This window comes from Methylobacterium sp. AC315 (genome assembly GCF_979253755.1).
The window spans coordinates 45,065-57,708 of sequence record NZ_CEEDEA010000015.1 but is presented as its reverse complement, the minus strand read 5'-3'; the positions used below and the strand labels follow the sequence as shown (position 1 = coordinate 57,708).

The window sequence follows — 12,644 nt, the reverse complement described above, 5'->3', positions numbered from 1 at the left end:
ACGATGGCCATAGTTGCGTCAGAGCTCCGCCATGACGGACGCCGAGACATCGACGACGAGACCGCCCGGCGCGCCGGGCGGATCCAGGCGAATTTCTCGGCCTTCGATGCCCGGGTGCGGGAGGCCGAGCGCCGGGCGGCTGCGGGCGACCTCGAAGGCGCCGCCGTCGAAGCCGCCATTGCGGCGACGATGGCGGCCCATCGCCATTGCGGCGTCTTCGCGAGCCCGCGCCTGGAGCGTCTGACCGCCGAGATCGGCCGGCGGCTCGAGCCGGAGGCCGGCCCTCGCACGGCCCCGGAGCCGGCCCCGTTCCGGCGCGTCCTCCACGTCTGCACGCAGCTCGCCCCGGTGGGCGGCCTCACCAAGATGCTGGCGTTGTGGATCGGCGCCGACGCCCACCGGACCAACGGCCTCGCCCTGACCCAGCATCGCGGCCCGGTCGATGGGCGGATCGCCGAGGCGGTCCGCGCCAGCGGCGGCGCGATCCACCACCTGAACCACCGCCAGGGCGGCAAGCTCGCCTGGGCGCGGGAGCTGCGCCGCGTCGCGCGGGATTACGATGTCGTCGTCCTCCACATCCATTGCGAGGACGTGGTCCCGCTGATCGCCTTCGCGGATCCGGGCAAGCACCCGCCGGTCCTGCTCCTGAACCACGCGGATCACCTGTTCTGGATCGGGACCCGGATCAGCCACGCGGTGATCAACCTGCGCGAGGCCGCCCGCCGGCTCGCGATCACGCGGCGCGGCGTCGATCCGGCCCGGAGCTTCCTGCTCCCGACCCTGATCACGCTGCCCGAGCGCCAGCGCAGCCGTACGGCCGCCAAGCGCGCCCTCGGGATCCCGGACGACGAGGTCCTGCTGGTCTCCGTGGCGCGCGGCGCGAAGTACCGCAACGTCGGCGACGTCACCTACGCCGACCGGCACGTCGATCTGCTGGCTGCGCATCCGAAGGCTCGCCTGATCGTGGTCGGCGCGGGCGAGCGCGCGGACTGGGCCCGGGCGCAGGCCGCGACGGACGGGCGGATCGTGGCCTATGCCGAGCAGTCGGATCCGCGGGCCTTCTTCGAGGCGGCGGACATCTACGTCGATTCCTACCCGTTCGTCTCGTCGACCTCGATGCTCGAAGCCGCCGCCTACGGGCTGCCGCTGGTGACGCGGTTCGAGGCGCCCGCGGCGGCCGAGATCGTCGCGATCAACCATCCCGGGCTCGACGCCACGGCCCGGGTCGCCCGCGACCAAGCGGAATACGAGGCTCACCTCACCGCGCTGATCACCGACGCGGAGGACCGCCGGACCACGGGGGCCGAGATCAGCGCCGCCATCGCGCGCCTCTACGCGCCGGCGAGCTGGGCCGCCGGGCTCGACGCGGTCTACGCGCAGGCCCAGGCGCTGCCCCGGCTCGCGCCGGGTGCCGGGCCGGTGACGGTCGAGGCGCCTCATCTGGGCGAACCGGACCTGCGCCATCAGGACATGTTCGGCTCGGACTTCCCGATCTCCGGCATGACCAAGAACTACATCGGCATGCTGCCGCTCCGGCAACGCGTCGCCTCCTGGGCGGCCCTGCGCCGCGCCGGCGACTTCTCCAGCCCCTGGGAGCGGGTGCGCCTGCTGCTGCCGGAATGGCTGGTGCGCAACGTGAAGGACCGGCCGGGGCTTCTGCGGGCCGGTTGAGAAGGCGTATCCATCGGATCACGCAAAAACAGGCCCGGGAAACCCTGCGGTTTCCCGGGCCTGTTTTCTTCTCCGTTCCAATGCCCTCGGCACGTCAGGAACCCGCAGCGGCGCCCGGAATCACGGGTTGGATGCCTGGACGTCCCTGCGACGGGCAAGCCCGATCCGTCAGCGCGTCCCCGGCCCGGCCGCCGCGAGGGGGCGGCTTGCCTGGGCGACGGCCACCAGGGCCGCGCGCAGATGGGTCGGCCGGATCGCGTCCTTGACCGCCCGGTGCGGCATCAGCCGGAAGGCGGAGAGCAGCGCGCCGGCGGCGGCGCGCCGGTCGCCCCGGGCCGCATGGGCCTGGGCGCCGTCCAGGAAGGCGTCGTAATACCCCTGCACGGTCGCGAAATAGAGGCGCAGGGCCTGAAGGCGCGAAACGCCGAGGGCCGGCGCGTGCCGCCGGAAGACCAGCCGCGTGAAGCGGATCCGGCGGGCGATCAGGCTGTCGAAGGTCCCGGCCGGCCGTTGCCGGAAGTGGACACCGGGCACGGCCACGAAGGCGGCCCCGTGCCGGCGCACCGCCCGGATCTGCCAATCCCAATCCTGGTCGCCGAGCAGCGCCTCGTCGAACAGGCCGACGCTGTCGACCAGGCTCCGGCGCACCACGGTCGCGCCGACCTGCGGGAAGTAGCCGCTCAACATCCGGCGCAGCAGCGCGGCCCCGTCGGCCGGGAGCTCCGCCGGCCAGGGACCGTAGACCGGCTCCAGTTCCGGGGAGGTGGTGATCACCTGCCCGAAGACGATGCCGAGACCGGGCTCCGCTTCGAGCCGTCGGAGATGGGGGCGGATGTGGCCCGGCAGCCAGACATCGTCGTCGTCGAGGAACGCCACGAAGGGCGCGCTCGCCCGCAGCAGCGCCGCGTTGCGGGCGGCCCCCGCTCCGGCACGCGCGACCGGCACGTGGATGGCGCCGAACGCGGCGGCGACCTCGGCGGCCGGACCCGCCTGACCGTTGTCGCCCACGATGATCTCGAAGGCGAGATCGGGCGCCTCCAGGGCGCGGATGCTCGCCAGGGCCTCGCGCAGCAGGGCGGGCCGGTTGCAGGTGGGGACCACCACGGAAACCGTGGCGCGGGGCGCGGGCTGCATCATGTCCATTCTTCCCAGGCGTCGTAGACGCCGTTCAGGAGGGCCCCGAAGACCAGGTCGTTGTCGAAATGCGTGACGAAGCTGCGCCCGATGGTCCCGAGCGGCCGCGTCTCCACGGCCTGCGCGTAGACGATCCGGTAGCCGGCCTGCTGGGCGGCGCGGGCGGCAGCCGGTGTCCAGTTCGCCGACTGCCCCAGCGGGATCGCGAAGCTGTCGGGCCGGATGCCGAGCCGGGCTGCGATCGCCCGGCGCGAGCCGTCGAGCTCCTCGGCCGCCCGCTCGGCGCTGAGGCCCCCGAAATTCGGATGGGTGATGGAATGGCTGCCGATCTCGGCGCCGGCCGAGGCCAGGGCCTCGACCTCGTGCCAGCCCAGGATCCCGCGCGGGCCGGTCCCCGGCCGGTCGAGCCAGCCGGAGACGACGAACAGCGTCCACGGAATCCCGTGATCCCGCAGGATCGGCTCCGCGGCGTCGAGCACGCTGCGCCAGCCGTCGTCGAAGGTGATCGCGAGGTCACAGGGTTCGCCGCTTCCCTCGGCGATGGCGGCGGCCGGCACGAAGCGGTAGCCGAGGCGCAGGGCCAGCTCGATCTGGTGCCGGAAGCGCTCGGGTGTGACGTCGTTGACGCCGCATTCGGGCTGCCCGATCGAATGGTAGCAGAGGATGCGCCCGCCCGGCCGCTCACGGCGCGTCCCGGCGACCGCCAGGGTGGTGCGTTCGTAGGCCATCCGGGCGGCCGCGAACCGCGGACGGGTGAGCCCCACGGTGCGGGCGAGGCTCTTGACCGGTCCGGGGATCATCGCAGGGCGTCGCGCAGGCCGGCGACGACCTGGTCCTGCATCGCGTCGTCCATGCCGGCGTAGAGCGGCAGCAGGATCGCATGGTCGCGCGCCCGCTCCGATTCCGCCAGGGCGAAGCGCCGGGGCGCCTCGGCGTAGGGCGGCTCCAGGTGGGCGCACATGATGCCCCGGCGGGTGGCGATGCCCTGATCGAGCATCGCCTGCATCACGGCGCCCTGGTCGGCCGTCTCCGGCAGGCGGATGCAGAAGCTCTGCCAGTTGCTGCGCGAGCCCATCGGCTCGGGCGGCGGCGTCACCTCCGGCAGGTCCGCGAGCCGCGCCCGGTAACCATCCGCGAGGGCGCGCCGACGGGCGATCAGGCCGGGCAGCCGGGTGAGCTGCGCACGGCCGATGGCCGCCTGCACGTCCGTCATCCGGTAGTTGAAGCCCGCGACCGTGTATTCCTCGGCCACCACCCGGGCGCTGCCGTGGCGCGCCACGTCGGACACGCTCATCCCGTGCTGGCGCCACAGCCTGAACTTGCGGTCCCATTCGGGATTGGCCGTCGTGATCATGCCGCCGTCGCCGGTGGTCAGGACCTTGCGCGGGTGGAACGAGAAGCAGGCGACGTCGCCTGCGGGTCCGCCGATCGGCCGCCAGACGTCGCCCTGGAGCCGCTCGGAGCCGATCGCGCAGGCCGCGTCCTCGATCACCGGGATGCCGGACCGGCGCCCGAGCGCCACGATGGCCTCAAGGTCGCAGGGCATGCCCATCTGGTGGACGCAGACGATCGCCCTGGTCCGCTCGGTCACCGCCGCGGCGGCGGCCTCCGGGGCCATGTTGAAGGTCGCCGGGTCGATGTCGACGAAGATCGGCGTCGCCCCGCACTGGGCGATGGCGTTGGCGGTGGCGATGAAGCTGTGGCTCACCGTCACCACCTCGTCGCCGGGTCCGACCCCGGCGGCGAGGAGCGCGAGATGCAGCGCGGTGGTGCAGTTCGAGACCGCGCAGGCATGGGGCGCGCCGACGATCGCGGCGAACTCCGCCTCGAAGGCCGCGACCTGCGGCCCCTGGGTCAGCCAGCCGGACCGGACGACGGCGGCGGCGGCCTCCGCTTCCGGCTCGCCGACATCGGGTTTCGCGATCGGGATCATGCCAGCGCCCGCCTCAGGTGATCCGAACCGGCCTCGTCGCTCCACCAGGACACCAGGTCGGCGAGGCCCTCGGCCGCCCCGATCTCGGCCTCGAAGCCGATCAGATCCCGGGCGAGGCTGGTGTCGCACAGGCGCCGGGGCACCGGGTTCACGGCGCGCTCGGCCTCATGGATGAGCGGGGTGCCGTCCCGGCCCATGATCCGGGTGAGATGGCCGGCGAGATCGACCAGGGAGGTCTCCACGCCGGTGCCGACATTCAGCACCACGTCGGTGGCCGGTGCGGTCGCCGACAGGATGTTGGCCCGGGCGATGTCGCGGACATGGACGAGGTCCATGGTCTGCAGGCCGTCACCGAACACGATGGGGGACTGACCCTCGGCCAGGCGCTGCATCCAGCGCACCATCACCTCGGTGTAGCGGCCGGTCAGGTCCATGCGCGGCCCGTAGGCGTTGAAGTAGCGCAGGGCGACGTAGTCCAGGCCGTACATGTCGTTGAACGAGCGCAGCAGGCCCTCGCCGAACGACTTGGCCGCCCCGTAGAGGGTGCGGTTGTCGTATGGGTGGTGCTTCTCCGTGGTCGGGAAGCTCTCGGCCATGCCGTAGACCGACGCGGACGAGGCCATCACCACCTTGGCGACGCCGGCCTCGACGCAGCGCTCCAGCAGGTCGAAGGTCGCGGTCGCCATCACCTCGAAGGCCTGACGCGGCTCGGCGGCGCATTGGGTGATCCGGAGGGCCGCCTGGTGGAACACCACGTCGGTGCCCTTGACCAGGCCGTCCATCAGGGCCCGGTCGCGGATGTCGCCCTGCACCAGCCGGACACGGCCCGAGCCGAGGGCGTCCTTCAGGTTCTCGGGCCGCCCGCGGACCATGTTGTCGACGGCCACGATCTCGTCGCAGCCGGCCTCGACCAGCAGGTCGATGATGTGGGATCCGATGAAGCCGGATCCGCCGGTGACGAGGATCCGGGTCCCGCGCAGGTCGCCGGCGAAGCGGCGTCCCTTGCTGACATCACGCAGCTTTTGCATCGGCGACCTCGCAGTAGCTCGAGACGGCCCGGCAGACGCTGTCGATCTGGCTGGACGTCAGTTCCGGGAACATCGGCAGGGACAGGGTCCGGGCGGCCAGGCGCTCGGTGACCGGCAGGCGGCCGGTCCCGTCGTCGAGGTGGCGGTAGGCGGGCTGCCTGTGGACCGGGACGGGGTAGTGGATCCCGGTGGCGACGCCGGCCTCGGCCAGGTGCTGGCGCAGGCCCTCGCGGTCGGGGGTGCTGACCGCGTAGACGTGGAAGGCGTGGTCGCGTCCGGCCGCGCCCGGCAGGTCGAGCCCGAGGCCTGCGAGCCGCGCGCCGTACTCGGCCGCCACCGCCTGCCGGGCCCGGGTCCAGCCCTCCAGGTAGGGGAGCTTGGTGCCCAGGACCGCGCCCTGGACCCCGTCCATGCGCAGGTTGAAGCCGTGCCGGACGTGGTTGTACTTGCCCTGCTGGCCCCAATCGCGCAGGCACCGCGCCGCCTCGGCGAGGTCGTCCCGGTCGGTGACGATGGCACCGCCCTCGCCGTACGCGCCCAGGTTCTTGCCGGGATAGAAGCTGAAGCAGCCGATATCCCCGATCGTGCCGGCCTTCCGGCCGCCGCGCTCCGCGAGATGCGCCTGCGCGGCGTCCTCCACCAGGGCGAGGCCGTGGCGCCGGGCGATGGCCCCGAGTGCGTCCAGATCGGCCATGCGGCCGTGGAGGTGCACCGGCAGGATCGCCTTGGTGCGGGGCGTGATCGCCGCCTCGACCAGGGCCGGATCCATGGTCCAGGTCACCGGGTCGATGTCGACGAGGACCGGCGTCGCGCCGGCGTAGAGCACCGCCGCGACGGTGGCCACGAAGGTGGCCGAGACCGTGATCACCTCGTCGCCCGGGCCGATATCCAGGGCCAGCAGCGCGAGATGGAGCGCCGCGGTGCCGCTGCTGACGGCGACCGCGTGCTTGGCGCCGCAGGCCTCGGCGAAGGCCGCCTCGAACGCGGTGACCGCCGGTCCGAGGACGAAGTCGCCGCTGCGCAGGACGTTGAGGACGGCGGTCTCGACGTCGCCGCCGATGGCCGCGTATTGCGCCTTGAGGTCGAGAAACGGGATCACGAGGCCCTCGCAAGTGGCATGAGGTCGATCGGGTGGCCGTTCTGGCGCAGGGAGCGCATCGCGGCCTCGAGGAGTTCGACCACGCGCAAGCCGCTGTGGCCGTCGGTCTTCGGCGCCTTGCCGGTCTCGATGCAGTCGACGAAGTGCTCGATCTCGACGACGAGCGCCTCGCGGAAGGAGAGGTGCGGCGACCACATGTCCCCGGTCCGGTAGGAGACCATCAGCTCGGTGATGTCCCCGGAGCCGTCGCCGACGGTGACGCCGCGGTCGTAGACCTTGACCTTCTCGATCGGGTCCAGGTCGTTGTAGACGATCATCTTCTTGCTGCCGCCGATCAGCGTCTGCCGGACCTTCACGGGGGCCAGCCAGTTGACGTTGATCTGCGCGACGACGCCGCGCGGGTAGAAGATCGTCAGGTGGGCCATGTTCTCGGGGCGGCCGCTGAAATGGCCGGTGCCGCTCGCCGAGATCGCCACCGGGGCGAGGTCCAGGACATGGTCGAGGATCGCGAGATCATGGACCGCGAGATCCCAGATCACGTTCACGTCGCGCTGGAACAGGCCGAGGTTCACCCGGGTCGAGTCGTAGTAGAAGACCTCGCCGAGCGCGCCGTCCTTGATCAGGTCGTTGATCTTCTCGACCGCGCCCGTGTAGACGAAGGTGTGGTCGACCATGAGGGTCAGGTTGCGCTTGGCCGCCTCCTCGATCAGCAGCCGCGCCTCGAAGGCCGAGGACGTGATCGGCTTCTCGATGAAGACGTGCTTGCCGGCCCGGAGCGCGTTGATGGCGATCTCGAAATGCGAGCTCACCGGGGTCGCCACCATGACGGCGTCGATCTCGGGATCCGCGACGAGGTCGCGCCAATCCTGGTGAAGCTGAGCGGCGGGATACCGCTTGCCCGCCCGGGCGAGCGCCGCGGCCGACTGGTCGGCGATGGCCGCGAGCCGGCACTGCTCGGTCTCCGACGTGCAGCGGGCCAGGTTCGGCCCCCAGTAGCCGTAGCCGACGATTCCGATGGCGATCATGTGCGTGTGTCCCCTCAAGCGATCTGCAGAGGCTCGGCCGCCGCCGGCCGGGACGGCCGTTGGGACCGCGCGCGCTTCTGGCGCGTGTCGCCGATGACCCGGGCGGGGCATCCGGCGACGATGGCGTAGGGTGGGACGTCGCGGGTCACGACCGCGCCTGCGCCGACGAGGGCGCCCTCCCCGATGGTGATGCCGGCCACGATGGTGGCGTTGGAGCCGATCGAGGCGCGATCCCCGACCAGGGTCTCGACGAGCTCCCAGTCGCCGTCGCGCTTCAGGCTGCCGTCCGCGTTCGTGGCCTCCGGATAGCGCTCGTTGGTGAAGACCACGCCGTGCCCGACGAAGACTTCCGCGCCGATCGACACGCCTTCGCAGATGAAGGTGTGCGAGGAGATCTTGCAGCGGGGGCCGATGGTGCTGTTGCGCTGGATCTCGACGAAGGGCCCGATGCGCGACCCGGTCTTTATTGCACATCCGTAAATATTAACGAGATCCGGGTAGAAGATACCCACGTCTCGCTCAATATCCGCATCGGTAATCGGCATCCCCGCAACTCCTTCTGCCGAACTTCTGTGCGGCAAAACTGCGCGGACCTGCGGACGATCGGGAACCCAGGCTTTCGATACCCGTCCCTCCCCCGAAAGGTGCACCGTCCTTCCCCGGGGCGGCGCGGCCCCCGGGGGCCTACCTCGAAAGGCGCAAGGCGCCGCGCCGGAGCGGAACGCCGGCCTCCTTTTGGACGAGTCCCGGCGAACTGCGCCGCTGCGCATCATGCCGGCTGAGCTGTGCCCGAGCATGAAGGGACGACGCGTTGAACACCTGGTCCCATCCGGCCTGCCCCAAAGTCTTCGCGGCCAGTGCGCTTGCCGCCGAAGCGGATACCGGTTCGACGACAGTGCGCGCGTCGAATCACAGACCCAGAGCCGTCCGCAGGGGGGCGTCGCTGCGAAGTGTCTTCGCAACGGGCGCGGCGATCCTGCTGACGCTGGCCGCGCAACCGGCCTTCGCCGAATACCGGATCGCGGCGGGCGATTCCCTCGAGGTGACGGCGCTCAGCATTCCCGGGTTCAAGCAGGAGGCCACGGTCGGGATCGACGGCACCGTCATGGTGCCGCTGCTCGGCGAGGTGCCGGCGGTCGGGCTGACGGTGTCGGAGTTCCGCAAGACCCTGCAGAAGGCGCTGCCGGCCAAGGCGGTGCGGCAGCGCAACGCGGAGGGCAAGGAATCGATCGCCGTGATCGAGCCCGACGAGATCGGGGTGCGGATCGCGAAGTACCAGCCGGTCTACCTGAGCGGCGACGTGACCAAGCAGGGCGAGCACCCGTTCCATCCCGGCATGACCGTCCGGCAGGCGGTGGCGCTGGCGGGCGGCTACAACCTCCTGCGCTTCCGGATGGAGAACCCGGTCGTCGAGAGCGCCAACCTGCGCGCCGAGTACGACAGCGTCTGGGCGAGCATCGCCCGGGAGAGCGCCAACGTCTGGCGGCTCAAGGCGGTCATCGCGGCGGCAAGGGCCGACAAGGCGGCGCCGGCCGGGGCGGACCCGAACGTCCCGCCGGTCCGGGCGAGCGTCGCGCAGAAGCTCGCCGAGCAGCAGCTGCGCGTGCAGATGTCCGACATCGCCAAGGAGAAGGAGTACCTGCAGCGCTCCCTCACCCGCTCCCAGAACCAGCTGGTCAGCCTGACCGAGCAGCAGGCCAAGGAGAAGGAAGGCGTCACCGCCGACGCGGACGATTACGACGCGGTGCGGGCGCTGTTCCAGCGCGGCGCCGTCGTGACGACGCGGCTGACGGATGCCCGGCGGGCGGTACTGCTGTCCTCGACCCGGGCGCTCCAGACCACCGTCCAGGTGGCGCAGCTGGAGCGCGACAAGGGCGAGCTGACCCGCAAGCTCGAACGGGTCGACGACCAGCAGGCCATGGATGCCATGGAGAAGCTGCAGGTTTCGGAAGACAACCTGACCGCGCTCCGCTCGCGCCTGAACAGCATCAACGACAAGCTGGTCTATACCGGCGCGCTGCGCAGCCAGCTCCTGTCCGGCAGCCGCGCCCGGGCGTCGATCGCCGTCTTCCGCCCCAACAGCACCACCCCGAGCGCGGTCGACGCCGCCGAGGACATGGAGCTCCAGCCGGGCGACGTCGTGGAGGTGGTGCTCAAGCCGGACCCCGCCATGCGGGGGATCGGCGACGGCGCCGGCCAGAACTGACGCCACCGGATGCCCATCGCGCCGGACGGCGACCGCCGGCCTTCGGGAAAAAATATTCCAGAACAAACGCTTAGCCCGTCGTTCAGGATCCGGGATCCGAGACGATGCGCAAACCCCGCCCCGGTGAGGGACACGCCATGAACAGACACTCGACCAGCGCGGCCTTCCTGCGGGCCGACCCCGTGGGCACCGGCGCCGGCAGGCCGTGGCGGGACGCGCCGCGGACGCCCGATCCCGATTCCCAGGTCGCGATCCTGACGATCATGCGGCGGAACTGGCGGTCGATCCTGGCGCTTAGCGGCGTCGGGCTGATCGCCGCGATCATCTACGTCGCCACCGCGCCGTCGATCTACACCGCCAGGGCGCGGGTCTACATCGAGAGCCGGTCGAGCCCGGTCACGGCCCGCGACACGCCCGGCGCCGCGACCCCCCTGGAGATCCCCGAGGTCGAGAGCCAGGTCGAGTACATCCGCTCCGAGAAGATCGCCCTGGCCGCGGTGCACCGGCTCGGCCTGGCGCCGACGCAGGACCTGTCGGTGCCGCCGCACCCGCTGGTGGCGAAGGTCCGGGAGGGCATCGGCGCGGTCAAGCTGTTCGTCGCCGGCCTGATCGGCCTCTCCCCCGCTCCCAAGCCGGGCGTCGCGGTGGGCCCGGACGAGCGCCAGGCCGCGACCGTGCGGGAGAACCTGGAAGCCGCCCGCATCGGCGCGGCCTACGTCATCGAGGTCGGCTACAGCCTCGACAACCCCACGACCGCGGCCGCCGTCGCCAACGCGGTGGCGGACGCCTACGTGGCCACGCAGTTGGAGAACCGGTCGCAGATCTGGAAGGTCGCCGGCGAGTGGATCCTGCCGCGGCTGAAGGAGATGCAGCAGCGCGCCAGCGCGGCCTCCCGCGAGGCCCAGACCTACAAGGCCGAGCACGCCATCATCGATCTCGGCAAGCGCGGCCTGGTGGGCGAGCAGCAGCTGGAGGAACTCAACACCGCGGTCGCCTCCGCCCGATCCAGGACTGTGGACGCCCGCTCGACCCGCGACCAGATCCGCGCACTGCTGGCCTCCGATATCGCCGATCCCGGCATCACCGAGGCCTTCAAGGACACGGTGATCATCCAGCTGCGCAAGCAGTACGTCGACCTTGTGCAGCGCGCCGACGACCTGAAGCGCCGCCTCGGCCCCGACCACGACGCGGTCACGGCGATCCAGAAGGACGTGCTGGCGGCCAAGCAATCCCTGCGGGCCGAGCTGGAGCGCCTTGCCGCCTCCCTGGACCGGGACTACGAGGTCGCCAAGGCCCGCGAGGACAGCATGTCGGCGTCCTTCGACGCGCTGATCTCGAAGACGCTCGTGACCAGCGAGGCGCGGGTGAAGGCGAAGGAGCTCGACCGGGCGGCCGAGACCTACGACCAGATCTACACGAACCTGCTCAGCCGCTACATCGACGCGGTCAACCAGCAATCCTACCCGCAGCCCTCCGCGCACGTGATCACCCCGGCGAGCGTCCCCGAGCGCCCGAGCGCGCCGCGCGGCGGCCTGATCGTGATGCTCGGCATGCTGGTCGGGGCCGGCCTCGGCGTCAGCGGCGCCTTCGCGCGGCACTGGTTCGACCGGACCCTGCGGTCGCCCGGGCAGATCACCGGCCAGGGCCTGTCCTGCCTGGCCGCCCTCCCCGAGCTGCGGCGCGAGCCGGGCTACCGGGCCGCCCTGGCGCTGGCGCAGAGCCACGCCGACGAGGCCCTGCGGCCGGCCAGCGTCGAGGCGTTCAAGGCCGGCGCGGTGCGGTACATGCCGCAATCGATCTTCGTGGAGCGGCTGCACAGCCTGAAGTCGCACCTGATCGGCAACGACCGCCGCGGCCCGGTCTTCGCCATCGGGGTGACCTCGGTCGGGGCCGGCACCGGCAAGACCACCTTCGCGAGCAACTTCAGCCAGTTGCTGGCCCGGTCGCGCGCAGCCTCCTCGAGCCGGATCCTGCTGATCGACGCCGACGTGCGGCAGGCGACCCTGTCGCGGCTCAGCCAGGCCTCGGACCAGCGCGGGCTCCTCGACGTCCTCGCCGGCCGCTGCTGCGCCGAGGAGGCCGTCCGGCCCCAGCCCGGGGACGTCCGCCTGCTCGCCTGCGGCAGCCTCCACCCGGGCGACCCGCATTTCAGCGACCTGATGACCCCGGAGGCGATCGCCAGCCTGGTCCGCGACGAGCGCACCAACCTCGACCGCATCGTGGTGGACCTGCCCCCAGCCGACGATCTGCCGACCCTGCGGCCGCTCCTCGATATGCTGGACGGGGTGATCCTCGTGGCCGAGGCGGGCAAGACCAACATCGACGACGTGATCGCGGCCGTCCAGGACCTGGAATCGAGCGGCTGCACCGTCCTGGGCGTCGTGCTCAACAAGACGAACGCCACGCCGGCGGTCCGGCGCGGCACCCTGGTGGACGCCCTGGTCCGCCGCGCCGCGGCGATGCGGCCGTCCGCCCAGCCCCGGGTCGCCCGGTCCTGGCGCCGCCGCCCGGGCGCCGAGGCGACGGATGCAGGAGCCTCCGTGTGACG

At 71.6% G+C, this 12,644-nt stretch carries 10 protein-coding genes; 3 read left to right on the top strand and 7 right to left on the bottom strand.

Features of this window, described 5'->3' with window-relative positions:
* Nucleotides 1-3 precede the first annotated feature (3 nt).
* Nucleotides 4-1,671 carry a glycosyltransferase gene (locus AC0IY0_RS21380; protein ID WP_471765418.1) on the top strand — a complete coding sequence of 556 codons (1,668 nt, stop codon included), beginning with the start codon at nt 4-6 and terminating at the stop codon, nt 1,669-1,671.
* Nucleotides 1,672-1,839: 168 nt separating this feature from the next.
* Here the strand turns inward: AC0IY0_RS21380 and AC0IY0_RS21375 are convergent, their stop codons facing one another.
* The 7 genes from AC0IY0_RS21375 to AC0IY0_RS21345 are packed head-to-tail and all read right to left on the bottom strand — an operon-like array spanning nt 1,840 to nt 8,435.
* Nucleotides 1,840-2,808 (bottom strand): glycosyltransferase family 2 protein, encoded by a 969-nt coding sequence (locus AC0IY0_RS21375; protein ID WP_147939452.1) that lies wholly within the window; start codon nt 2,806-2,808, stop codon nt 1,840-1,842.
* Entirely contained in the window at nt 2,805-3,605 is an 801-nt protein-coding gene (locus AC0IY0_RS21370) for a polysaccharide deacetylase family protein (RefSeq protein ID WP_471765416.1), read from the bottom strand. Before AC0IY0_RS21370 ends, AC0IY0_RS21375 begins: the two co-directional genes overlap by 4 nt.
* Nucleotides 3,602-4,738 carry a DegT/DnrJ/EryC1/StrS family aminotransferase gene (locus AC0IY0_RS21365; protein WP_147906504.1) on the bottom strand — a complete coding sequence of 379 codons (1,137 nt, stop codon included), beginning with the start codon at nt 4,736-4,738 and terminating at the stop codon, nt 3,602-3,604. The genes AC0IY0_RS21370 and AC0IY0_RS21365 overlap by 4 nt, the downstream gene beginning before the upstream one ends.
* Nucleotides 4,735-5,766 carry an SDR family NAD(P)-dependent oxidoreductase gene (locus AC0IY0_RS21360; RefSeq protein WP_147906505.1) on the bottom strand — a complete coding sequence of 344 codons (1,032 nt, stop codon included), beginning with the start codon at nt 5,764-5,766 and terminating at the stop codon, nt 4,735-4,737. The genes AC0IY0_RS21365 and AC0IY0_RS21360 overlap by 4 nt, the downstream gene beginning before the upstream one ends.
* Entirely contained in the window at nt 5,750-6,865 is a 1,116-nt protein-coding gene (locus AC0IY0_RS21355; protein WP_147939448.1) for a DegT/DnrJ/EryC1/StrS family aminotransferase, read from the bottom strand. The genes AC0IY0_RS21360 and AC0IY0_RS21355 overlap by 17 nt, the downstream gene beginning before the upstream one ends.
* Nucleotides 6,862-7,890: a Gfo/Idh/MocA family protein gene (locus AC0IY0_RS21350; protein WP_147906507.1), complete on the bottom strand. Its 1,029-nt coding sequence runs from the start codon at nt 7,888-7,890 to the stop codon at nt 6,862-6,864. The genes AC0IY0_RS21355 and AC0IY0_RS21350 overlap by 4 nt, the downstream gene beginning before the upstream one ends.
* Before the next feature lie 14 nt (nt 7,891-7,904).
* Nucleotides 7,905-8,435: an acyltransferase gene (locus tag AC0IY0_RS21345; protein WP_147939447.1), complete on the bottom strand. Its 531-nt coding sequence runs from the start codon at nt 8,433-8,435 to the stop codon at nt 7,905-7,907.
* Nucleotides 8,436-8,785: 350 nt separating this feature from the next.
* Between AC0IY0_RS21345 and AC0IY0_RS21340 the strand changes: the two genes are divergently transcribed.
* Together AC0IY0_RS21340 and AC0IY0_RS21335 are read left to right on the top strand one after the other, a co-directional pair.
* Complete coding sequence (locus AC0IY0_RS21340) at nt 8,786-10,096, top strand: polysaccharide biosynthesis/export family protein (protein WP_471765413.1); 1,311 nt, start codon at nt 8,786-8,788, stop codon at nt 10,094-10,096.
* 137 nt (nt 10,097-10,233) lie between these two features.
* Nucleotides 10,234-12,642: a GumC family protein gene (locus AC0IY0_RS21335; RefSeq protein ID WP_471765411.1), complete on the top strand. Its 2,409-nt coding sequence runs from the start codon at nt 10,234-10,236 to the stop codon at nt 12,640-12,642.
* The last annotated feature ends 2 nt before the right edge of the window (nt 12,643-12,644 follow it).